Raw genomic sequence first — 22,885 nt, 5'->3', positions numbered from 1 at the left:
ACCGACATAAAAACCCTTTTCTTTTTAGATGGGCGAGAGCGTCTAGCCATGCGTAGAAGCGGTCAGATCCTATTTCTGCCACATGCGATGTTCAAACAAAAAGAGAAAGACAGTAGCAGAATCTTTTTTCTGCATAGAAGCAATCTATATGTCAAAAAGCCAAAATGGATTTATATAGTTTAAAAACAACCAAAAACCTCAATACTAGTAAAAGTATGCTATGAGGGGTGACAAAAGAAATGGAACTTACGGCAAATGAAAAACATGCGAAATATATGCGCTTTTTCCTTACTGCACTACTATCAGGTGTCCTTTTCTTTGTTTTCACTATTTTTGTTTTGTTACTCGTTGCGAAAATTTTAGGACCACCACCTGTTGCGGTCCCACAAACAACTATCTTTTATGCAAATAACGACTCAGTTATGGGGCAAAGTCACGGGGCGCAGGAACGTTATAACGTATCACTCGATCATATTTCATCTTACGTAAGGGAGGCAACACTTTCTATTGAAGATCAGCGCTTTTATAAACATCATGGCTTTGATTTAAAGCGCATAGGCGGGGCAGTGATTGCCGACATTAAAGCGATGGGAAAAGTACAGGGCGCAAGTACAATTACGCAGCAATACGCACGTAATTTATATTTGGATCACGATAAAACATGGAAACGAAAGCTGTTAGAAGCAATGTACACCATTCGCCTAGAAGTAAATTACAATAAAAATGATATTTTACAAGGATATTTAAACACAATTTACTACGGGCACGGTGCCTACGGAATCGAGGCAGCGGCACGTCTCTATTTTAATAAAAATGCGAAAGATTTAAATTTAGCAGAAGCAAGTATGCTTGCAGGTATTCCAAAAGGACCAAGTTTGTATTCTCCCTATTTGCATAAAAGCCGGGCTCAAGAAAGACAAGCTCTTATTTTAAATGAAATGGTAGAACAAGGATATATAACCAAAAAAGAAGCTGCAGCGGCAAAACAAGAACAACTCAGCTTTGCTTCACTTGAAAAAGAAGAAGTAGCAGAAATAGCGCCTTACTTTCAAGATGCCGTACAAGCTTCTCTCATCAATGATGCTGGTCTTGATGAGCAAACAGTAGCACGCGGCGGCCTGCGTGTATACACAACGCTAGATCCGAAACTTCAAACAATTGCTGAAAGTACAGTAAACAACACAATTCCAAGTACAACGGAGATAGAAACAGCTATTGTATCTATAAATCCTCAAACCGGCGAAGTAATGTCTCTTGTCGGCGGACGTGATTATAAAAAAAGCCAATTCAACCGGGCAACACAAGCATATCGGCAACCAGGTTCCACGTTTAAACCCTTTTTATATTACGCCGCTCTTGAACAAGGATTTACACCAGCAACTCGCTTAAAAAGTGAGTATACTGTGTTCACATTAGGCGATGGTGTTTCAAAATATAAGCCGACCAATTATAAAAACTACTACGCCGATAATTTCATTACAATGATGCAAGCAATTGCTGTTTCCGACAATGTATACGCTGTAAAAACACATCTTTTCTTAGGAGAAGAATCACTCGTAAAAACGGCGAAGCAATTTGGAATTACAAGTTCATTAAAAGATGTCCCATCACTTGCGCTCGGAACATCTCCTGTAAAGCCTCTTGAAATGGTAAGCGCTTATAGCATGCTTGCTAACGGGGGCAAACAAGTGAAACCAACATTTATTCGGCGTGTTGTCGATCATGACGGCAACATTTTGTATGATTCTCATTTAGAAAATAAACAAATTCTTGATGAGAACAATGCCTTTGTAATGGAAGAAATGATGACGGGCATGTTTAATAAAAAGCTAAATAGCTACGCCTCCGTCACTGGACAAACCCTTATTCCAAAGTTATCCCGCACATACGCTGGAAAATCCGGTTCAACCGAGACAGATAGCTGGATGATTGGCTTTACACCAGATCTCGTAACAGGCGTTTGGGTCGGCTATGATAAACAAAAAACAATCTCTAACCCAGCTGAGCAAGTCTATGCAAAAAATATGTGGGCAGCGATTATGGAGCAAGGGTTAGAAGAAACTCCAAAACAAGACTTTAAAAAACCAGCCAATGTAGTCGCATTAAACATTAACCCTGAAAACGGGAAAATCGCCACGAAAGGGTGCCCTGTTTCTGTCAAAATGTATTTTGTAAAAGGGACTGAGCCAACGGAGTACTGCATGGATCATATTGATGAAAAAGATGAATTTGAGGCAGTGCTAAAAGAGAAAGAAAAAAATAAACCAAGCTGGTGGAAGAAGTATTTTCCTTGGTGATGAAAATGTATAAAGTGAAACCTTAATCGAAAAGGGAGCGCTATTTCTCACGTTCCCTTTTCTTTCTTATATGACGCTTCTATTCATCATTATCATTTACAATCGCTAATACTTGATGGTCTTCCCATCTTCCATTTATCTTTACATTTTTCCTTGCAATTCCCTCTTTATGAAACCCTGATTTCTCTAAAACTTTTATTGACCCTATATTATGCGGCATAACGCCCGCCTCAATCCGATGAAAATTTAGCTCATCGAATGCGTAAGACACGACTAGCTTAACAGCCTCTGTCATATATCCTTTCCCATTATGATGTTTATCTAAGGTATATCCAATAAAACACCTTTGCAAAGGGCCGCGTAGTACTTCAAACAATGTAACAGATCCGATTAATTCTCCAGTTTCATTTAGATAAATGCCAAATGAATACTGCTCATCAAGTTCCTGCTTTTCATTCCCTTTCCTGATATGCTCCCTTTGACCCTCTAGCGTATAAAAATTATCCTCTCGTAATGCTGCATACAGTTGAAAAAAGTCTCGGTTTTTCGATTCCAAATGCATCATAGCTTCTGCATCACATTCTTCTAAACTTTTTACAAAAATAGAATCTCCACTCATTCTCATATTTCCACCTCTACCGCTTAATTTTCTATTTAAATATATATTTTCTGACAAATATCAGCATTTCCTGCACTATTCAATTAAAAGGATGTTTTCAAACAAACAAAAAACCCCTTTCAATAAGAAAGGGGTGCCTATTACTCTCCTAACAATTCACTACGTAATTTCTCACTAGAAAGATTCCATAGCTCCTCATTATGCTCTTTTAAGAATGTTCCAAGCACTTTTTTAGAAGGTTCATCCATATGATCAACCATAATGTGACGCTTTAATGATTTATCCATTTTATTTACATGCTCAGGAAGTGATTTATAACCGCGGCGAATTTCACGGTCTACTGTCATCTCACATGCAGTTACACCTGCATAATACGCGCCTTTTTCCGTGCGCTCAATTGTTACCCAAACGAGCCAGTACGGTTTTGCATTTGGTACTTCTTCTTTATTGATTAAAAATTTAATTCCTTTTTCAACAGCACTGCGTGCATGCATTGCTCCGATATCTACAACTGCTGTTCCTTCTGTTACATCAATAATAACAGGAGAAATATTTTCAAGACTTAATGCGCCGACTCCAAAGCCGCCGTGTCCATCTGTAGAATCATTTTTAATAATATTAAAACCGATTTGTTTCTTTTTCTCTGCCATAGAAAAGCCTCCTCTTCTAATACAATCCGAATAATGGTCCAATTATGTTATGCAATATACCTAAAATGTGCGGAATGACAACTTGAAATATTGGTTGAATCGTATATCGATCTAACGGTGTAATGACAAGAATTAATAAAAGGATCGAACCGTATTTTTCATATTGCGTCATTTTCGCGCGTATGCTGGTCGGCGCTAAATCTTCCACAACACGGTAACCATCTAGCGGCGGGATTGGTAACAAGTTAAAAACAAACAGAACTATATTAATCCCAATAAAAATTTGAAAGAACTGAAATAGTGTCTCTCCTACTGCTACTGGAACCGCCTCAATAATTCCAAATTTCAGCAAGCTATACCAGGCAGTAAGTCCGAAAGCACCTAGTAATAAGTTACTAATTGGCCCCGCAATCGAAACGCAAATTCCCGCAAGGCGCGGACGCTTAAAGTTATATGGATTTACCGGTACAGGGCGTGCCCACCCAAAACCGATAAACAAGAATGCGATTGCGCCAATCGGATCGATATGAGAAAGGGGCGATATTGTTAAACGCCCTTGATTTTTCGCTGTTAAATCTCCAAATTTATAAGCAACATATGCATGTGCAAACTCATGTACAGAGAGTGCTATTGCAACTGCAAGAGCTAACAACGGTAACTCATGCAATGGGTATCTAAAGAAATTATCCATACTTCATCTCCCTCTTAATTATCTAAACAAAAAATCTTTCATTTTCTGATTGTTATTTTCAAGAATCCGTTATAATAGTACTGTAATCTACATAAAAGGAGCGATACATATGCCATACGTAACAGTGAAAATGTTAGAAGGCCGCACAGAAGAGCAAAAGAAAGCCCTTGCTGAAAAAGTAACAGCTGCAGTAAGTGAAACTACTGGTGCTCCAGAAGAAAAAATCGTTGTATTCATTGAAGAAATGTCTAAAAATCATTACGCAATTGGTGGAAAACGCTTAAGCGACCAAGAGTAATCATTGATATAAGAGAAGCAGCACAGCTGCTTCTCTTACTCCTTTCCTTCTAATAAACGAATAATTTTTTCTTTTACTTTCCCTTTTCGTCCATCTTCATACAGTAAATCATGCGGATAAAATAGCTTCTGATCTGTTCTCTTTTTACCTGTAATTGCTTCCACAATGTCCGACTCACGAGATAATTCACGCAGTTCTCCATTTGGCATAAGCAGTAAAATCGGCAGGCGCTCTTCCTCTTCACCTGCACGGTAAAAGTCATACGGCAAGTCTGACGTAGAATCTACTACTAAATAATATTCTGGATCAAGCCCAATCTTCTTAAATAAACTATTTAATTCTACCCAATTGTTTAACCCATGCTTTTCCGTAAAATCGACGCATTTGAACAAGTTACGGTTCATAAAACGGCGGCATAAATCACTTAAAATAGCATCCTCTTCTTCTTGCCATACTTGGAAGTAATAATACATGACATTCTCGTCTAACTTTAAATAATCCTCTACTGTTACTTCTCCTTCAAATAAAGAATAGAAATGAACGGGATGATATTTAAATGTATAGTATTGTTCATGCAACGCTTTCGCACGGTGCAAAATTTTTGTTAAAATCACTTCAGCACTGCGCGTGACTGGGTGAAAATATACTTGCCAATACATTTGATAACGGCTCATAATATAATGCTCAACAGCATGCATTCCGCTATATTTAATCACAACTTGATTATTAAATGGACGCATTACGCGTAATATCCGTTCCATATCAAAGTTTCCATATTTCACACCTGTAAAATACGCATCTCGTAATAAATAGTCCATGCGATCTGCATCAATTTGACTAGAAATCATACTGATCGCTAATTTATTAGTAGAAGTTTTCGCAATGACATCCGCTACTTTTTGTGGAAACTCACGATCAACTCGGCTTAACACCTCATGAATTTCTGTATCACCGACAATAATTGCTTGTGTAAATTTTTCATGGTTTAATTTAAAGACTTTTTCAAATGAATGAGAAAAAGGACCATGCCCTACATCGTGCAGAAGTGCTGCACATAAACACAACAAACGATCTTCAGCATTCCAATCCGGTCTTCCATCAAACACATCATCAATCATGCGGCGAATAATTTCATAGACACCTAGTGAATGAGTAAAGCGACTATGCTCCGCACCGTGAAATGTAAAAAATGTCGTCCCTAGCTGCTTAATACGGCGCAGACGTTGAAACTCTTTCGTTCCGATTAAATCCCAAATCACGCAATCGCGCACATGCACATATTTATGCACCGGGTCTTTAAACACTTTCGTTTCATTTAATTTATCGCTTACATATGCCATTAAAATTCACCGCCCTCCATTATAAGTTCTTACTCCTATTATAAACGAAAGGTGAAACAGAAAGAAATGAAAGACTGTATATTACTGCATAAAAAGAAAATCACCTTCAAAAAACAAAGGTGATTTTCTCTATCATTATTATTTTCCTAAAATAAACGTAGATAGTTCGTCTAATAACATCTCTTTACCAAGTGGGAAATATCCTTTATTTAAATCTTCGTTTTTAATCATATACACATGATTGTTTTTTACAGCGTTCATATTTTTCCAAATGGTTTCTTCTTGAAATTCTTTTAGACGCTGGGCACCGTCACCTGTTATGAATACAAATAAGAAGTCTGGATTGTAATTAAGTAATGCTTCTTTTTGTAATTGTACTAACGGCTTGTCTGTTGGTGTACCATTAACTGCTGGTAATTTTAAATCCTTAAATAGAATACTACCGTAACCGTAGTCACCGTACACACGGAATGCATTCGGATATGCAGCCATTACCATGAATTTTGCATCACCAGTCTTTGCAACGATTTTATCATGTAAATTACTCGCTTTTTCATCGTATTTCTTTAGCCATGCAGCCGTCTCTTTTTCTTTACCGAAGATTTCTCCTACTTCTTCAAACTTCGGACGCCATTGATCTAATGGAGTGCTTAACATGACTGTTGGCGCAATTTTAGATAACTGATCATAAATTTTTTCTTGACGGTTGTTTACTAAAATTAAATCTGGTTTTGCAGCGGCTACTGCTTCGATGTTAATTTTATCTCCCCAGGCAGAACCAACTGGCTTTACACCTTTTAATTTATCTGCAATATGTGCATCAATTTTTTCTTGAGTCGTATTTGCCGTAATAACCGGCTTCATACCTAAAACTAATAACTCTTCTGTTGACCCACTTAAGTCAGCAATTTTCTTTGGATTTGCAGGAATTTTAATTTCCCCTTTTGCATGTTTTACAACACGCTCTTCACTTTTTGCGTCTGCTCTCTTTTCTTCTTTCTTATCAGAAGAACATGCAGCAAATAATACAGACGTAATCGCTAATACTAAAACTAATAGAGTAACTTTGAATTTCTTCATATTTTCCTCTCCTTATCTCGTTGTAATAAAAGTGCTACAAGAGCTCTTTAAATAAAACTATATATACAAATTAAAAAACGATATAAAACCCTCTTTCTTTTTAGGAGGAGCATCTGGTCGCGAGTAGAAACGGTCAGGGCCTTTTCCTACCACATGCAATGTTTAAAACAAAAAGAGAAAGCAAGTGCCAGTCATGTTGTATTCTGCGTGGCAGCGACTTATAAAGAAAAGCGGAAGCGGCTCGCTCAGAACAAGAGGGGGATGGAGCTTCTGACATAGAGGCGCTTTTTGCCTCGGTGGAAGACGCGAAGCCACCGACTGTTTAGGCCCGTTGGCTAAGGTTTTTTCACACATAAGGTGCTTTTTACCTTCTTGTGTGGAAGGTTCTTAGACATGAGGGCTTAGGAGACAGAGCTAGATAAAGATGCCGAAAAATTTAAATATATATAACAATTTATACAAATTAATGGAAACCCCGCCTTTACCCGTTCTAACGGGCAGTAAAACTTAGGCCCTATCATCAATATTTTAACGCCGCTAGACAACCTTAAGCTTGCCTACACACTTGTCATTAAATCGTAAGTAAGACAAATTGGTTTGCCACCAACAGGACACGGAACGATTTGTGCTTCAATTTCAAACACTTCGCGAAGCGTTTCAGATGTCATGACTTCTTCTGGCGCTCCTTGTTTCATTAAATTCCCATCTTTTAACGCAATCATATAATCAGAAAAACGAGAAGCGTGATTTAGATCATGAATAACCATTACAATTGTTCTTCCTTCTTCTTCATTTAACTTTTTTAATAAGTTCAGTACTTCAAGTTGATGTGCCATATCAAGATATGTTGTTGGCTCATCTAGTACAAGCACGTCCGTTCCTTGTGCTAACGCCATTGCAATCCAAACACGTTGACGTTGACCGCCTGAAAGTGCCTCAGCTGGACGATTAGCAAATTCCTTCATACCAGTCATATCAAGCGCCCAGCGAATGTAACAATAGTCTTCTTCTGATAACGTGCCAAACCCTTTTTGATGTGGGAAACGTCCATATGAAACAAGTTCAAATACAGTAAGACCTGTTGGCACTTCTGCTGTCTGTGGCAAAATTGCCATCTTTCTCGCAATTTCCTTTGTTGGCTGTTTCTCAATTGCTTTTCCGTCCAGATAAACAGTACCTCGTTTTGCTTTTAAAATACGCGATGCTGTTTTCAAAAGCGTAGATTTCCCGCATCCGTTTGGACCAATGATGGTTGTAATTTTTCCTTCAGGTATTTCAACAGACAACCCATCAATAATTAAATTTTCACTATATCCAACAGATATCAACTCAACTGATAAAGATGGCATACAAATCGTCTCCCTTATCTTGTTTTTATAAGTAAATAAATGAAATATGGCGCGCCAATTACTGAAATGACAAGACCGACCGGTATTTCTGATGTTGTAAGTAAGCTGCGCGAAAGAAGATCAGAAAACAATAGCAATAATGTTCCGAGTAACGCAGCGGTTGGTATCATAATTTGATATTTTCCGCCTACTAAGCGGCGGGCAAGATGCGGTGCCATTAATCCAATAAAACTGATTCCCCCTGCAACTGCAACAGACGCACTAGCTAAGCAAACAGCGATAAATAATAGCTTACGGCGTTCTTTCTCCACGTTCAGACCGAGACCCGTTGCCGCCGCATCTCCTAAATTCATTACATTCAAAACATGCGCCTTCATAAAAGCAATTGGTAAGAAAATAAGCATCCAGGGCAGCGCACTTAATACGAATTTCCAATCTGTCCCCCATAAGCTTCCCGATAACCAAATCGTAGCAAAACGGAAGTCATTCGCTGTCATTTTCATCGAGAATACTAAGCTCACAGCACTGAACCCAGCTGCCACTGCAATCCCAACCAGAACTAAACGAACCGGCGAAACACCATCTTTCCAAGCAAGTGCATAAATAATAACCGCCGCTAATATTGCACCAACTAAAGCAAAAAACGGCAGAATGAATACAGATAAAAACGAAGTCATCGTTACTTTTCCAAAGAAGAAATAAACAAAGATTACAACTGATAATCCCGATCCAGCGTTAATACCAATAATTCCTGGATCGGCAAGTGGATTTCGTGATAATCCTTGCATAATTGCACCGGATACTGCTAAAGCTGATCCTACTAAAAGAGCAACAATCATTCGCGGCATCCGAAAATCAAATAAAATCGTTGTTTGCTCTTCTGACCCAAGTCCAACGAGCGTTTTCAACACTTCAACTGGTGAAATTTTGAACGTACCTGTATGTAAGCTAATTAAAAATACGATGCAAATTAACATACCAATACTAGATAGAATTGATACGTTTTTTCTCGTTAACATTCCTTGCCTCACATTTTCCCTCTCCCTTCTTTACGTGCTAAGTAGAGGAAGAATGGTACACCGACCATCGCTGTTACAGCTCCAATTGGCGTTTCAAACGGCGGATTCATAATACGTGAGATCATATCAGCACACTCAATAAGTAACCCGCCTAGAACGGCAGAACATGGAATTATCCAGCGATAATCTGATCCCACAAGAAAACGTGTTAAATGTGGAATAACAAGACCAACAAATCCAACAGATCCAGCTATAGAAACGGCACTACCTGTTAATACAAGTACAAGAATGGTTCCAATAAACTTAATGAGCTTTGTATTTTGTCCAAGACCAATAGCAATTTCTTCACCAAAACTTAAAATCGTAATATACCTCGCTAGCATAATCGCGATAATAAGACAAACAAGACCAACTGGAATTAACATATTTAAACTCATCCATTTCACACCAGCAACGCCGCCTGCATGCCACATACTAACTTCTTGCGCTAGATTAAAATATAAGGCAATCCCAGATGAAATTGCGCCTAGTAAGGCACTAATTGCTGCACCAGATAACGCTAACTTAATTGGTGTTAATCCGCCCGGAGACGCTGCTCCAATTCCGTATACAATACTTGCACCAAATGCTGCCCCGATAAAAGAAGCAATTACAAACATTACATATGGCGAGTTTGGAAAGAATGCAAACATGATTGCGATGCCAAATACCGCTCCATCTGTAATCCCCATAAGTGATGGAGATGCAAGTGGGTTTCGCGTCATCCCCTGCATAATTGCGCCAGATACTGCTAAAAACGCCCCTACAGCTACTCCTCCAATTGCCCTTGGAAGACGCAATTCTTGAATCACACTATGATATGTAGTAGATGCATCAAACTGAAATACAGCTTGCCATACTGTTTTCAAACTAATATCAGCAGCACCAAATGAAATAGAAACTGCCATACTTAACGCTAATAAAGCAGTTCCAACGATTAAAATCATCCCGGCGATAAGCGGACGGCTTTTTATCTCTTTTCTGTCTACCGATTCTTCTTCGTAAACCTTTCTCATACTCACTTCCATCTACAACATCCTAACTTTCAATATGTATAACAAGAAAATGAATTTCATTCTCATTAAGAGGCAAAAAAAGAAAATCAAAAATATAACTTGATTTTTGATAATGATTCTCAATATCGTTCTCTTTTATTCTACAAACGCAAACTGAAATTTGTCAACCACTAATTTTGTTATATAAAACTTTGTTACATTTTACAAAACAAAAAAAGATACAGCATCGTATCTTTTTACTTGTTTAACTTTGCTTCAATTTTTTGAATTAGCTCATCTTCATTTGGCGCTGCAACTGGACGATTATTTACAAATGCAAATGATTTTTTACGACCAGGACCGCAATATGATTGACAGCCGATCTTAATATCTGCACATTCATCTACTTTCTTTAAACGCGGTACTAACGTTTTAATATTCGTTGCCTGACAATCATCACACACACGAAATTCGTTTCCCATTGTATATAACACTTCCTCTATTTGAAACTTTTCTCAAGTACATATAACAATAAACACTAAATGGTATTTTACCTTTCTTTTCGATGTGATGCAAGTTTTCTTCCTGCAAGAAACAAGTGGCATACAAACATATTTCCACTCAAAATCTACCATAATTTTGGCAGCTTTGTATAAAAGTAATTCATTTTGTCCATTCTAAAAATAAGATATTGATAAAAAGAAAGGGAGATGAATCTATGAAAGTAAGACAAGATGCTTGGACTGAAGAAGATGATTTACTTCTTGCTGAAACTGTTTTACGTCACGTTCGCGAAGGAAGTACACAATTAAATGCCTTTGAAGAAGTTGGTGATAAATTAAATCGTACATCAGCAGCCTGCGGATTTCGCTGGAATGCTGTCGTACGCTATAGTTACGATCAAGCATTACAACTTGCGAAAAAACATCGCAAAGATAAAATGCGTGCAAATGGGGGCGAACCAGCGAAAAAACGCCTTTTATATACACCGCCGATTCCATCTACTGTAACAGTGAATGAAAAGATTAGTATTGATACCCAGCAACCTGTTCAACCTATGCAAACTATGCAAACTACGCAAGCAATGCCAACAAATTCTTCCATTGCAATGCATGACGTTATCCGTTTTCTACAAACTCTCGGAACTTCTAATGTAAAAGTATCCGCACTCGAAAGAGAGAATGAGAGATTGAAACAAGACATCGCTGAATATATGAGAAAAAATGCTGAGCTAGAAAAGAAAGTTGAAAAATTAGAACAGCAATCAACAACCGTTCAAGAAGATTACGAGACGCTCATGAAAATTATGAACCGTGCACGTAAACTGGCATTAATGGACGATGAAGAACGTACACAAACATCCTTTCGCATGGATCGAAACGGAAATTTAGAAAAGATTGCAGAATAAAAAGGATGCTATCATAGCATCCTTTTTATTTTGGCTTTTCAACGTATAAATCACCGCTAACTACAACAAAAAGTGACCTCCACTCACTTTCTCTCTTTGTTTTAATCCTAGCATGTGGCAGAAAAAGGCCCTGACCGATTCTATGCATAGCCAGTTCCTCTCGCCCTCCTAAAAGAAAGGGGCTTTTATACCCGTTTTTATAAAATCACTCTTTTTTGCTATAATAAATATTGTCATTTTATAGATAAGGGGTTAGTTACATGAGCGATTCTCGTTCGATTTTATCTCAATCAGAATGGCGCATTGTTGACCAATCAAGCTTAGGTCCACAATTTCATGCGCTACAGTCTTTCGCAATGGATGATACGTTATGTACCACAGTCGGAAATGGTACATCCGCTGCAACAATGCGATCTTGGGTTCATTACAATACAATTGTTCTTGGCATTCAAGATACACGATTACCTTACTTACAGCAGGGAATTGAATTTCTGAAAAAGAAAGACTTCCATGTTATCGTCCGCAATTCAGGTGGACTTGCTGTTGTATTAGATGAAGGAGTTCTAAACGTCTCACTTCTATTCCAAGAAACAGATAAAGGTATCGATATCGACCTTGGCTATGATACAATGTGGCATTTAATTAAGGAAATGCTAAAAGATTACCATGTTACTATTAAAGCAAAAGAAATCGTTGGCTCCTATTGTCCTGGCAGCTATGACTTAAGTATTAACGATAAAAAATTTGCTGGTATTTCACAACGCCGTATTCGCGGCGGCGTAGCTGTTCAAATTTACTTATGTGCTACAGGAAGCGGCTCCGCACGCGCAGCTCTTGTTCGTGATTTTTATAACCTAGCAATTCAAGGTGAAGAAACTAGATTTACGTATCCTGAAATTGTCCCAAGTACAATGGCTTCATTATCTGAACTACTTGGTGAAACAATTACTGTTCAAGATTTAATGATGCGCCTTTTACAAACATTACAGCACTTTGCACCCAAATTAACACCATCACAACTTACAGTAGATGAAGTACCGCTATATGAACATCACTTACGGCGGATGATTGATCGCAATAACAAATCACTTGGGTTAGAAAGTTAAAAATCCCCGCAAATGCGGGGATTTTTTCATAATTATAGCGCTTGTGCTGCTGTAATTAAAGCAAGCTTGTACACTTCTTCTTCGTTACAACCGCGAGATAAATCATTTACTGGCATGTTTAAGCCTTGTAAGATTGGTCCCACTGCTTCGAAGTTACCTAAACGTTGTGCAATTTTGTAGCCAATATTACCAGCTTCTAAGCTTGGGAATACAAATACGTTAGCGTCACCTTTAATAACAGAACCTGGTGCTTTCTTTTCTGCTACAGATGGTACGAATGCAGCATCAAATTGGAACTCACCGTCTAATGTTAATTCAGGAGCCATTTCTTTCGCGATGCGAGTTGCTTCTACAACTTTCTCTGTTTCTGGAGATTTCGCAGAACCTTTTGTAGAGAAGCTTAACATTGCAACGCGTGGATCGATGCCGAATAACTCAGCAGTTTTTGCACTTTCAATACCAATTTCAGCTAAATCTTGGCTGTTTGGTGCAATGTTGATTGCGCAATCAGCAAATACATACTTCTCATCACCGCGTACCATGATAAATACGCCAGAAGTCTTTGTAACGCCTGGTTTTGTTTTAATGATTTGAAGTGCTGGACGAACTGTATCAGCTGTAGAATGCGCTGCACCGCTTACTAAACCGTGTGCTTTACCCATGTATACAAGCATAGTACCGAAATAGTTTTCGTCTTTTAAGATTTCACGAGCAGCTTCTTCTGTTGCTTTCCCTTTACGGCGTTCAACGAAAGATGCTACCATTGCATCCATTTCTTCGTATGTAGCTGGGTCATAAATATCAACACCTGCTAATGTTAAGTTCATACTAGCAGCTTTCGCGCTAATTTCTTCTTTATTACCAACTAAGATTGGTTTTACTAACTCTTCTTTTGCTAAACGCTCTGCAGCACCTAAAATTCTTTCATCAGTACCTTCAGGAAGTACGATAGAAATGCCTTTACCTTGAACTTTTTCTTTTACTGTTGTAAATAAATCGCTCACCAATAACCCTCCTACGAATTGAAATCCATATTTAAGAATACCGCTTTTTACCTCTATTTTAAACTTATTGCTTCTAAAAAATTGATAAAATAAAAATGATTATATTTTCCCAAAATTCTGCTATGAAATGTGACAATTTTGTGCGCCTGAGACTAAGATACATGCTTTTTCATCTATATATGATATAGTTAACGTGTAAAACTTGACTATTCGAGGTGAATCTAATGAGTGAAGCAGCAAAAACGTTAGATGGTTGGTATTGTTTACATGATTTCCGTTCTATGGACTGGGCAGCATGGAAAACATTATCTAGTGATGAACGTCAGCAAGCAATGTTCGAATTTTTAAACATCGTTGAAAAATGGAATAAAACAGAAGTTGCAAAACAAGGTAGCCATGCCCTATATACAATCGTTGGACAAAAGGCTGATATTATGTTCATGATTTTACGTCCAACAATGGAAGAATTAAATGAAATTGAAGCCGAATTCAATAAAACAACATTAGCGGAGTACATGCTTCCTACATACTCTTACGTATCTGTTGTGGAACTAAGTAATTATCTTCCTGCTGAAGAAGATCCATATCAAAATCCACAAATTCTTGCGCGTCTATACCCAACGTTGCCAAAAGCAAACCACGTTTGTTTCTATCCAATGGACAAACGTCGTCAAGGTGAAGACAACTGGTACATGTTACCGATGGAAGAACGCAAAAAATTAATGTATAGCCACGGAAAAATCGGTCGTCAATATGCAGGAAAAGTACGTCAAATCATTACTGGTTCTGTTGGTTTTGACGATTACGAATGGGGCGTAACATTATTTGCCGATGATGTTCTTCAATTTAAGAAACTTGTATACGAAATGCGCTTTGATGAAGTAAGCGCACGCTACGGTGAATTTGGAACATTCTTCGTTGGAAACATTTTACCAAGAGAAAAAGTCGCAAAATTTTTACACGTATAATAGTAAAAAGGGCAAAAATTGCCCTTTTTTTGCTGTTTTACATAATAGGAAACTCTAATAAAATAGAAAAATTATCCAAATTGCTTACAAAATTGTAATCTTTCCATATTCAAACTCATGTTAGAATAGTACAGGCTATATGCTAATAACGATGCGAAGGTGATAATTTATTATGAGGAAAATGCTATCTATTTTATTAGGTCTTACACTCATGTTTTCTTTCATAGGAGCAACCCCCTCTTATGCAAAAGAAGATATACATGTCGAAGCCGCTGCTGCTATTCTGTTTGATGCAGATACAGGAAAAATACTACACGAACAAAACCCCGATGAATTACTTGCAATTGCTAGTATGTCAAAACTCATGGTTGTGTACTCCGTTTTAGAAGCCATTAAAGAAGGGAAAATCACTTGGGATACAAAAGTAAATATCTCTGATTATGCTTACGAGATTTCCCGTAACAACGAATTTTCCAATGTTCCATTTGAAAAAGGACGACAATATACAGTTAGAGAATTATATCATTCTATTCTTGTCTCCTCAGCAAACGGGTCAAGCATTGCACTTGCCGAACTTCTCGCTGGAAGTGAAAAGAATTTCTTAAATCTCGCAAATGAACATGCAAAAAAACTAGGGTTAAAGAAATATAAATTTGTAAATGCTACAGGATTAAATAATGCTGATTTAAAAGGAAAGCATCCGGAAGGAACAGATCCGAACGGTGAAAACTCTTTATCAGCTAGAGACATGGCAATCTTATCTAGAACAATTATCACAAAATATCCAGAAATATTGGAGGATACAAAACAAAGATTCAGAAACTTCCCAGATAATCATCCGCGCCCAATTCGTATGGAAAACTGGAACTGGATGTTACCAGGCGCTGCATTTGCATATGAAGGAACAGACGGCTTAAAAACAGGAAGTTCTGATACAGCTGGATATTGCTTTACCATTACAGCCAAACGCGGTGATTTACGCCTAATATCCGTTATTATTAAAACAAAATCAATGGATGAGCGTTTCATAGAATCCCGTGCATTAATGGATTACGGTTTCAAAAACTTTGAAAAACAGAAATTGAAAATAGATACAAATAATACAATTCCTGTCGTAAAAGGAAAAGAAGATACTGTAGCTGTGACACCTGAAAAAGAGATAACGGTAGTCACAAAAAAAGGAAGTAAACCACCTTACAAAATTTCCTATGAAGCAAACAAATCAATCTCCGAAGACGGAAACTTAGTTGCACCTGTGAAAAAGAATGCCAAAGTAGGCTCACTTGTTTTAGAATCTACTGATCAATATGGTTTCCTTGATGGAAATAAACAAACTAAATTCGATGTAAAAACAACACAGGAAGTAGACAAAGCAAATTGGTTCGTATTGACGATGCGATCTATTGGAGACTTCTTCTCTAATATGTGGTCAAAATTATTTGGATGATAAAAAGCTAGCAAATTGCTAGCTTTTTATTATCCAAATCTCTCTCAGAATAATCCTTACCTCTTGTGAGTAGTGATATAAATCCATTTTAATTTTTCAACATCTAAGTCCCTGCTATGCAGCAAGAAAATGTCCGCTACTTGCTTTCGCCCTTTGTTTTAAACGTTGCATGTGGCAGGAAAAGGCCCTGGCCGCCTCTATGCATGGCCAGATGCTCTCGCCCCCCTAAAAAAAGGGGTTTTTGTTTCAATTTTTCAACTAATATCTATAGAGATACATATTAAAACATGGTTTGGTTGTCATATCTGCCCCTTTTTTTTCATACCTATGAATTAGTAATTATTCTACACTTTCTTTTCTCTAGCGGAGTAATAAGAGAGGTGAAACAGATGGGTGTTATTGCATATACAGAAGAACATGTAAAACTACTTGCCAGATTAATGCGAGCAGAAGCAGAAGGCGAAGGACCTAAAGGAATGCTTTTAGTTGGAAATGTCGGCGTCAATCGCGTAAGAGGGAATTGCCTGGACTTTAAAAAAATTCGAAACCTTCGTCAAATGGTATTTCAAAGTCCTGGTGGATTTGAGGCTACGCAAAAAGGTTACTTCTATCAGCGTGCCCGTGAAAGTGATATCGCTATGGCAAGACGTACGATTCAAGGTGAACGCTTCTGGCCCGCTAATTTTTCTTTATGGTTTTTCCGACCAGTAGGTGATTGTCCACCAACTTGGTTTAATCAAGAAATTTCTGGCCGTTTTAAAAACCATTGCTTTTTCCAGCCAAGTGGTGAAGACTGTCCAGGTGTGTATTAGCGAACTGAAAAGAGGAGGGATTTCGTATGGCACAGCAACAAAACCCATACTATGGAGGAGGATTTTACCAGCCATCTGGGGGATATATGCAACCGCAGCCGGGACAACAAGGGCAGCAAATGCCGACGTCGCAAGCTACGCAAGCACAACTTGCCGCTTCTCAAGGGATGCTTCCACTTGAGCAATCATATATTGAAAATATCCTTCGTTTAAACAAGGGAAAACCAGCAACTCTATTTATGACATATGAGCGCGGCAGCTCCCTTGGTACACAATCCTATACAGGCATCATTGAAGCTGCAGGACGCGATCACGTCATTATAAGTGATCCTAAGTCTGGAAAGCGTTATTTACTGCTTATGATTTATCTTGATTATGTAGAATTTCCAGGAGAGATCATCTATTTCCCAGCACAACAACCAGCAACTTACCCCCCAAGATGATAAGAAAAAGCTGGCAAATGCCAGCTTTTGTTTTATTTTTACCCCGCCCAAACAGCTGGTAGGAGGTTAAGCAAGGAAGTAAGGTACAAACCATCTGTAAGGGCCCGATTGGTTCAACTAACCTCTTGGGAAGAAAAACGTTTCCCAAGAAGAAGTTTCACTTTATAAACCTTTTACAATCGCAGTTCCTAGTAAAATCCAGCCTACAATAAACGCTACGCCGCCAAGCGGAGTAATTGGTCCAAAAAATTTCATACCAGTTGTACTTAATGCATATAAGCTTCCGGAAAACATAATAATACCTGCTACCATACACCAGCCTGCTGCGCTTACAAGAGAAGATTGAATCTTATCCATTAATAAAGCAACAATAAATAATCCACCTGCATGAAACATTTGATATGTAACACCTGTTTTCCATACATCTAACATTTTCGCTGAGATTTTCCCTTCAAGTCCATGTGCTCCAAATGCACCAAGTGCAACAGATAATGCTGCCATAATACAACCCAATAAGAAGAAAATTTTCATTAGAATTCCCCTTTTTACTTTTATAATAAAAAATTTCCACACACAATCCAACTATTTAGCATCTAAAAATCCAAGAGAGAGTTTCCGTTTGCATCATCTTCCTTCACATATACAGGCTCTCCTGAAAATGAAGCAATTGGTTGGACAGGCATTTGCGGCGCTATAACATGTGCTTGTAATTTTGATTCAACATATACAGAAGCTTCTGTCTGTTCTTCAAGTAATAGATCACATAATGCACGAACAACTAAAAGATGTTCTTTTGCTTTATGTGATTCACTCCCTTTCGCTTTTGCAATTTCACTTGCCATTTTATTTAAAATCTTATCGCTAGATATTTGCATATTTTCTCACCTCATGTATTGTAATTCTTTCTCAAATTGCTCCAACTTCTCTACTGGGCCAAATACTATTATCATATCACGTTCTGCTAATTTTTCCGCATTGCCTGAAATAAAGTGAAACTTCCATCAGTGGAGGGGTTTTTCATCTCTCTTCTATAATCACAAACCCACTTTATCCAATAATCACCATAAAATACATACATATAATTGCAATAACTAATTGTTTACATGCACTCATGATATTCTTTCATTTCTTTTCTCTATGTTCAATTTTTGCCACAACAAATCAAATACATATATACTAGAAATGGAATACAAGAAAGAGGTTGATATATGATGAAAACATTTCTTTCTGCCCTACAATGGGCATTATTTATTTTGGCCGGCAGCCTAATCGTTCCAATTAGTGTCGCCGCTAACTACGGACTGGAAGGCGCAGAAGCAATCGCATTCGTCCAACGGACATTATTTGTTCTTGGATTTGCAGGTATTTTACAAGCTTTCTTTGGTCATCGCTTGCCAATTCAAGAAGGACCTGCAGGACTTTGGTGGGGCATCTTTTCCTTGTATGCAAGCTTAGGCGTTGTATTATTTGGTTCAAACAGTGAAACGCTTCGTGTACTGCAATATTCCTTCTTATTAAGTGGTATTATTTGCATTCTTCTTAGTACATTTGGACTTATTGATAAACTTGTCCGCTATTTTACACCCACTGTTATTGGAACCTACCTATTTTTACTCGTCGCACAGCTAAGTGGATCATTTTTAAAAGGCATGTTTGGGCTTAACGAACAGCATACAGCTGTTCAAGGGAAAGTCTTTATTCTTTCTCTTATCATTATTGTTTTATCTTTCTTTATCATGAAATTACCTATTATCGGTCAATATTCTGTACTATGCAGTATTGTAGTTGGGTGGGTTTTATTTGCATGTTTCGGTCTATCAAACCCAATTACACCTGTAACAGATATTATCCGTATACCATCTATCTTTGTATTTGGCACACCTCGCTTAGAATGGAATATGGTTATTACTATTTTCTTCGTTACGTTATTACTACTAACTAATATGTTAGCAAGTATTCGCGTTGTTCAACAAGTAGTTTCGAAATACGAAGAAGTGGCACCGCAAAATCGTTTTAAACAAGCTGGAATTATAACTGGTATTAATCAGCTCCTTGGCGGTCTATTTTCAGCAATTGGGCCTGTTGCTATTTCTGGATCAGCCGGCTTTATTGCGACAACGAGCATTTACAAACGATTACCGTTTATTCTTGGTTCGTCCTTTATTATTCTTATGAGCCTATTTCCAAAGGTTACTTCATTCATTGCAGCAATTCCAGTAGCAGTTGGCTATGCAGCTATTTATCCGGTATTTGCAAGTATGATTGGGTTAGCTTTTCGAGAATATGAAACCGTGAAAGATAAAGAACGCTTATTCAAAGTTGCGGGCCTCGCTCTCTTTACCGGAATTGGCGTCATGTTCATCCCATCAGGAGCCTTTTCTTCACTGCCGCCATTCCTTGCATCCTTCTTAAGCAACGGTCTTGTACTTGGCTCTGTAATGGCGATTATACTAGAAATATTATTCTCTCGTTCACCAGACAAACAAGCAGGATAAAGTGAAACTTTCCTCAACGAACGGATTTCTCGTTGAGGGTTAATTGAACCGATCGGGTCCTTACAGACGGTTTGCTTCTCGCTCCTTTGCTTAACCTCTTACCGACTGTTTGGGCGTGAAGCTTTTATAAGTAGGTGTTTTTCCTATTTATGGAATCTTGACTAATCGACACAAAACGTAAACAAAATTGGCAAACTTCAAGCGTTGCAGTCTATTTTAAGAATTGTTACGATAATAGAAACATATATATCCATTTTAATTTTTCGACATATAAGTCGCTGCTACGCAGAATATAACATGACCTGTACTCGATTTTTTTAAACCTAGCATGTGGCAGGAAAAGACCATGACCGTTTCTATGCGTGGCTAAATGCTCTCGTCTTCCTAAAAAGAAGAGAGTTTTATGTCGTTTTTTAACTTGCATATATGTAGAATCGATTCCATCTTCAAAGAGGTTCGATGTCTTACGATTTATTTCATATTATAAATTCATAGTAAGGAAGGATTAACCAAATGTCTTATAAAATGATTGTACTAGATTTAGATGATACATTACTTCGCGATGATCATACGATTTCACCGCGTACAAAAGAAGCCCTAATGAACGCCCAAGAGCACGGTGTAAAAGTTGTTCTAGCTTCTGGCCGTCCAACATTTGCGATGTGGCCAATTGCAAAAGAACTGAAGTTAGAAGAATACGGCAGCTTCATTTTATCGTTTAACGGCGCAAAAATCATTAACTGTAAAACAAAAGAAGAGTTATTTAGCAGCACATTATCACCTGAAATTGTTCATAATTTATATAAAACAAGTCAAAACGAAGATGTTTGGATTCATACGTACATTGGCGATGATATTGTGACAGAGGAGAATAATGAATATACAGAAGTTGAAGGTCATATTACAGGTATGCCAATTATAGAGGTTCATAATTTTGTAAGTGCAGTGAAAGAACCTGTTGTGAAAGTATTAATGATGAAGGCACCTGAACGTCTTGCAGAAGTTGAAAAGAAATTGCAACAAGAATTTGAAGGACAACTAAGTGTTATGCGTTCTAAGCCATTCTTCTTAGAATTCACAGAATATGGTGTAACAAAAGGAACAAGCTTGCACCAACTCATCCAAAAACTTGGTATTACACGTGAAGAAGTAATTGCAATGGGCGATAGTTATAATGACCAGGCTATGATTGAATTCGCTGGCCTTGGTGTTGCAATGGGCAATGCACCTGATGATATTAAAGCAATTGCGAATCATGTAACAGATACAAACATGAATGATGGTGTCGCAAAAGTCGTAGAACAATTTGTTTTGAACAGCGAAGTACTGGTATAGAACAATTTTCACATTGAAGAGAACAATCATTCATAAAATCGCGCCCGAGTCAAATACTTAGGCGCGATTTATTTTTTATATGTATCAGCTTGTGAAGATATTTTGAACTTTGCACTATTACCATAGTGTAAAGTTCATTTTTGATTATAATGAAATAAACTAGGCTATTTTATTTACAAAAGGAATACAAATTTATCATATACAAGCTTACATAATTAAGGAGGCCATTTTATGTTATCAACACCGATTGGACGTTTAAGAGTCATTGGATTACTTGAAGGGATTTCTTTTCTAATCCTTCTATTCATTGCAATGCCGCTGAAGTATTTTGCAGGCTTTTCGAAAGCCGTTACTGTAGCAGGTATGGCACACGGTGTCCTGTTTATACTATTCATCTTCGCTGTTATTCAAGTAACTATGATTCATAATAAGTCAAAGTCATGGGCGTTTGGTGCGCTTGTTGCATCTGTTATTCCATTTGGTACGTTCGTACTAGATGCAAAATTAAAACACGAAGAAAATAAATAAAAAACAGACCGCTACATTCGTAGTGGTCTGTTTTTGCACGTATAAAGTGAAACTGCCATCAGTTATCTCCCGCCTATCTTCTTTAGAAAAGCGGAAGTGGCTCGTTCAGAATGTGAGGGGGATGGAGCTTCTGACGTAGAGGGATTTTTTACCTCGTAGGAAGAAGCGAAGCCACCGAACATTCTAGCCACTGGAGCTGGACAATGCTTTCGCTGAATTTTGAGGTGAGAGTATTACTGCCCAAAAATAGCGGGATAAATCCCTAAACAAAAGAATCCTCATTTAGAGATTCGGAATTTGCCAATCAATCTCCTGTTTTCCATTATTCGCTAAGAAATGATTTATTTTTGAAAATGGTTTGCTGCCAAAGAATCCTCGACGTGCTGATAATGGACTTGGATGAACAGATTCAATAATATGATGATTAGGATTTGTAATAAGCTTCTTCTTCGCCTGTGCAGGACGTCCCCATAATACAAAGATAACTGGTTTTTCCCGTTCATTTAACAACTCAATAATACGATCCGTGAAAACTTCCCACCCTTTTCCTTTGTGAGAATTAGCCTCTCCTTGACGCACCGTTAATACAGTATTTAATAAAAGAACACCTTGCTCTGCCCATTTTATTAAATAACCGTTATTCGGAATTGGATAGCCAAGATCATCCTGCAGCTCTTTGTACATATTTTGCAATGACGGCGGCGTGCGTACACCAGGTTGCACCGAAAAACTTAAACCATGCGCTTGATTTGGTCCATGATATGGATCCTGTCCTAAAATAAGTACCTTTGTATCTTGATAGCCTGTATAACGCAAAGCATTAAAGACATCTTCCTGCTTTGGATACACAACATGTGTATGATACTCTTCTTTTAAAAATGATTGTAATTGTTGATAATATGGTTTTTCAAATTCAGGTGCTAATAGTGGTGCCCAATCATTCTTTAGTAATTGTTCCATTC

General features: G+C 37.8%; 24 protein-coding genes and 1 pseudogene. 11 read left to right on the top strand and 14 right to left on the bottom strand.

Going from position 1 to position 22,885, the window contains the following annotated elements; all coding sequences use genetic code 11:
• Positions 1-239 precede the first annotated feature (239 nt).
• Positions 240-2,297: a transglycosylase domain-containing protein gene (locus tag ACIGHG_RS07370; RefSeq protein ID WP_396547843.1), complete on the top strand. Its 2,058-nt coding sequence runs from the start codon at positions 240-242 to the stop codon at positions 2,295-2,297.
• 79 nt (positions 2,298-2,376) lie between these two features.
• Here the strand turns inward: ACIGHG_RS07370 and ACIGHG_RS07365 are convergent, their stop codons facing one another.
• From ACIGHG_RS07365 to ACIGHG_RS07355, 3 genes are all read right to left on the bottom strand, one after another.
• Complete coding sequence (locus tag ACIGHG_RS07365; protein ID WP_396547841.1) at positions 2,377-2,922, bottom strand: GNAT family N-acetyltransferase; 546 nt, start codon at positions 2,920-2,922, stop codon at positions 2,377-2,379.
• A 134-nt stretch (positions 2,923-3,056) separates the two neighbouring features.
• A complete protein-coding gene (locus ACIGHG_RS07360) occupies positions 3,057-3,566 on the bottom strand; it encodes a YwhD family protein (protein ID WP_090916160.1) in 510 nt (169 codons plus the stop codon).
• 16 nt (positions 3,567-3,582) lie between these two features.
• Positions 3,583-4,257, bottom strand: a complete 675-nt coding sequence (locus ACIGHG_RS07355; RefSeq protein WP_090916162.1) for a site-2 protease family protein — start codon at positions 4,255-4,257, stop codon at positions 3,583-3,585.
• 109 nt (positions 4,258-4,366) lie between these two features.
• Here ACIGHG_RS07355 and ACIGHG_RS07350 point away from each other — a divergent pair, with 109 nt between their 5' ends.
• Positions 4,367-4,555: a 2-hydroxymuconate tautomerase gene (locus ACIGHG_RS07350; RefSeq protein WP_035434058.1), complete on the top strand. Its 189-nt coding sequence runs from the start codon at positions 4,367-4,369 to the stop codon at positions 4,553-4,555.
• 35 nt (positions 4,556-4,590) lie between these two features.
• On the opposite strand, the gene ACIGHG_RS07345 is transcribed toward ACIGHG_RS07350, so the two are convergent.
• From ACIGHG_RS07345 to ACIGHG_RS07320, 6 genes are all read right to left on the bottom strand, one after another.
• A complete protein-coding gene (locus ACIGHG_RS07345) occupies positions 4,591-5,895 on the bottom strand; it encodes an HD domain-containing protein (protein ID WP_396547838.1) in 1,305 nt (434 codons plus the stop codon).
• 138 nt (positions 5,896-6,033) lie between these two features.
• Positions 6,034-6,975, bottom strand: a complete 942-nt coding sequence (locus tag ACIGHG_RS07340) for an ABC transporter substrate-binding protein (protein ID WP_396547836.1) — start codon at positions 6,973-6,975, stop codon at positions 6,034-6,036.
• Between the two features lie 557 nt (positions 6,976-7,532).
• Positions 7,533-8,324, bottom strand: a complete 792-nt coding sequence (locus ACIGHG_RS07335) for an ABC transporter ATP-binding protein (RefSeq protein WP_396547834.1) — start codon at positions 8,322-8,324, stop codon at positions 7,533-7,535.
• Between the two features lie 14 nt (positions 8,325-8,338).
• Positions 8,339-9,355 (bottom strand): FecCD family ABC transporter permease, encoded by a 1,017-nt coding sequence (locus tag ACIGHG_RS07330; RefSeq protein WP_396547832.1) that lies wholly within the window; start codon positions 9,353-9,355, stop codon positions 8,339-8,341.
• Positions 9,352-10,398: a FecCD family ABC transporter permease gene (locus ACIGHG_RS07325; RefSeq protein ID WP_396547830.1), complete on the bottom strand. Its 1,047-nt coding sequence runs from the start codon at positions 10,396-10,398 to the stop codon at positions 9,352-9,354. Before ACIGHG_RS07325 ends, ACIGHG_RS07330 begins: the two co-directional genes overlap by 4 nt.
• Positions 10,399-10,634: 236 nt before the next feature.
• Entirely contained in the window at positions 10,635-10,859 is a 225-nt protein-coding gene (locus tag ACIGHG_RS07320) for a YuzB family protein (RefSeq protein WP_336471849.1), read from the bottom strand.
• A gap of 236 nt (positions 10,860-11,095) precedes the next feature.
• On the opposite strand from ACIGHG_RS07320, the gene ACIGHG_RS07315 reads away from it, so the two are divergent.
• Both ACIGHG_RS07315 and lipL read left to right on the top strand, forming a co-directional pair.
• Positions 11,096-11,785, top strand: coding sequence for an RsfA family transcriptional regulator (locus tag ACIGHG_RS07315; RefSeq protein ID WP_396547828.1), 690 nt, complete (start codon positions 11,096-11,098; stop codon positions 11,783-11,785).
• 260 nt (positions 11,786-12,045) lie between these two features.
• Positions 12,046-12,891, top strand: coding sequence for an octanoyl-[GcvH]:protein N-octanoyltransferase (gene lipL, locus ACIGHG_RS07310; protein ID WP_396547826.1), 846 nt, complete (start codon positions 12,046-12,048; stop codon positions 12,889-12,891).
• 32 nt (positions 12,892-12,923) lie between these two features.
• On the opposite strand, the gene pta is transcribed toward lipL, so the two are convergent.
• Entirely contained in the window at positions 12,924-13,895 is a 972-nt protein-coding gene (gene pta / locus ACIGHG_RS07305; RefSeq protein WP_336471846.1) for a phosphate acetyltransferase, read from the bottom strand.
• 224 nt (positions 13,896-14,119) lie between these two features.
• Here pta and hemQ point away from each other — a divergent pair, with 224 nt between their 5' ends.
• From hemQ to gerQ, 4 genes are all read left to right on the top strand, one after another.
• Positions 14,120-14,863 (top strand): hydrogen peroxide-dependent heme synthase, encoded by a 744-nt coding sequence (gene hemQ / locus ACIGHG_RS07300; RefSeq protein WP_336471845.1) that lies wholly within the window; start codon positions 14,120-14,122, stop codon positions 14,861-14,863.
• Between the two features lie 172 nt (positions 14,864-15,035).
• Positions 15,036-16,310, top strand: a complete 1,275-nt coding sequence (locus ACIGHG_RS07295) for a serine hydrolase (protein ID WP_336471844.1) — start codon at positions 15,036-15,038, stop codon at positions 16,308-16,310.
• Between the two features lie 389 nt (positions 16,311-16,699).
• Positions 16,700-17,122, top strand: coding sequence for a cell wall hydrolase (locus tag ACIGHG_RS07290; protein ID WP_090916186.1), 423 nt, complete (start codon positions 16,700-16,702; stop codon positions 17,120-17,122).
• Between the two features lie 26 nt (positions 17,123-17,148).
• Entirely contained in the window at positions 17,149-17,565 is a 417-nt protein-coding gene (gene gerQ, locus ACIGHG_RS07285) for a spore coat protein GerQ (RefSeq protein ID WP_336471843.1), read from the top strand.
• Positions 17,566-17,727: 162 nt separating this feature from the next.
• Here the strand turns inward: gerQ and ACIGHG_RS07280 are convergent, their stop codons facing one another.
• The 3 genes and pseudogenes from ACIGHG_RS07280 to ACIGHG_RS07270 form a co-directional block, all read right to left on the bottom strand.
• Positions 17,728-18,096, bottom strand: coding sequence for a DUF423 domain-containing protein (locus tag ACIGHG_RS07280; RefSeq protein WP_396547823.1), 369 nt, complete (start codon positions 18,094-18,096; stop codon positions 17,728-17,730).
• 62 nt (positions 18,097-18,158) lie between these two features.
• Positions 18,159-18,440, bottom strand: coding sequence for a YwdI family protein (locus tag ACIGHG_RS07275; protein ID WP_396547821.1), 282 nt, complete (start codon positions 18,438-18,440; stop codon positions 18,159-18,161).
• Between the two features lie 6 nt (positions 18,441-18,446).
• A pseudogene (locus ACIGHG_RS07270) lies at positions 18,447-18,536 on the bottom strand (TrkA family potassium uptake protein); the annotation flags it as partial.
• A gap of 240 nt (positions 18,537-18,776) precedes the next feature.
• Between ACIGHG_RS07270 and ACIGHG_RS07265 the strand changes: the two are divergent.
• The 3 genes from ACIGHG_RS07265 to ACIGHG_RS07255 all read left to right on the top strand — a co-directional run bounded on the left by ACIGHG_RS07265 (position 18,777) and on the right by ACIGHG_RS07255 (position 21,923).
• The gene (locus tag ACIGHG_RS07265; protein WP_396548053.1) at positions 18,777-20,060 is read left to right on the top strand and encodes a purine/pyrimidine permease; all 1,284 of its coding nucleotides are present in this window, start codon (positions 18,777-18,779) and stop codon (positions 20,058-20,060) included.
• A 513-nt stretch (positions 20,061-20,573) separates the two neighbouring features.
• Positions 20,574-21,395, top strand: coding sequence for a Cof-type HAD-IIB family hydrolase (locus ACIGHG_RS07260; protein WP_396547819.1), 822 nt, complete (start codon positions 20,574-20,576; stop codon positions 21,393-21,395).
• Positions 21,396-21,626: 231 nt separating this feature from the next.
• Positions 21,627-21,923: a DUF3817 domain-containing protein gene (locus ACIGHG_RS07255; RefSeq protein WP_336471840.1), complete on the top strand. Its 297-nt coding sequence runs from the start codon at positions 21,627-21,629 to the stop codon at positions 21,921-21,923.
• Positions 21,924-22,205: 282 nt separating this feature from the next.
• Here ACIGHG_RS07255 and ACIGHG_RS07250 read toward each other — a convergent pair whose 3' ends face one another.
• Complete coding sequence (locus ACIGHG_RS07250; RefSeq protein ID WP_336471839.1) at positions 22,206-22,883, bottom strand: uracil-DNA glycosylase; 678 nt, start codon at positions 22,881-22,883, stop codon at positions 22,206-22,208.
• Positions 22,884-22,885 lie beyond the last annotated feature (2 nt).

The organism is Bacillus sp. NPDC077411 (assembly GCF_044543425.1).
GTDB classification, from domain to species: domain Bacteria; phylum Bacillota; class Bacilli; order Bacillales; family Bacillaceae_G; genus Bacillus_A; species Bacillus_A bruguierae.
The sequence above is the reverse complement of the archived record's forward strand: the minus strand, read 5'-3'. Positions and strand labels throughout refer to the sequence as shown.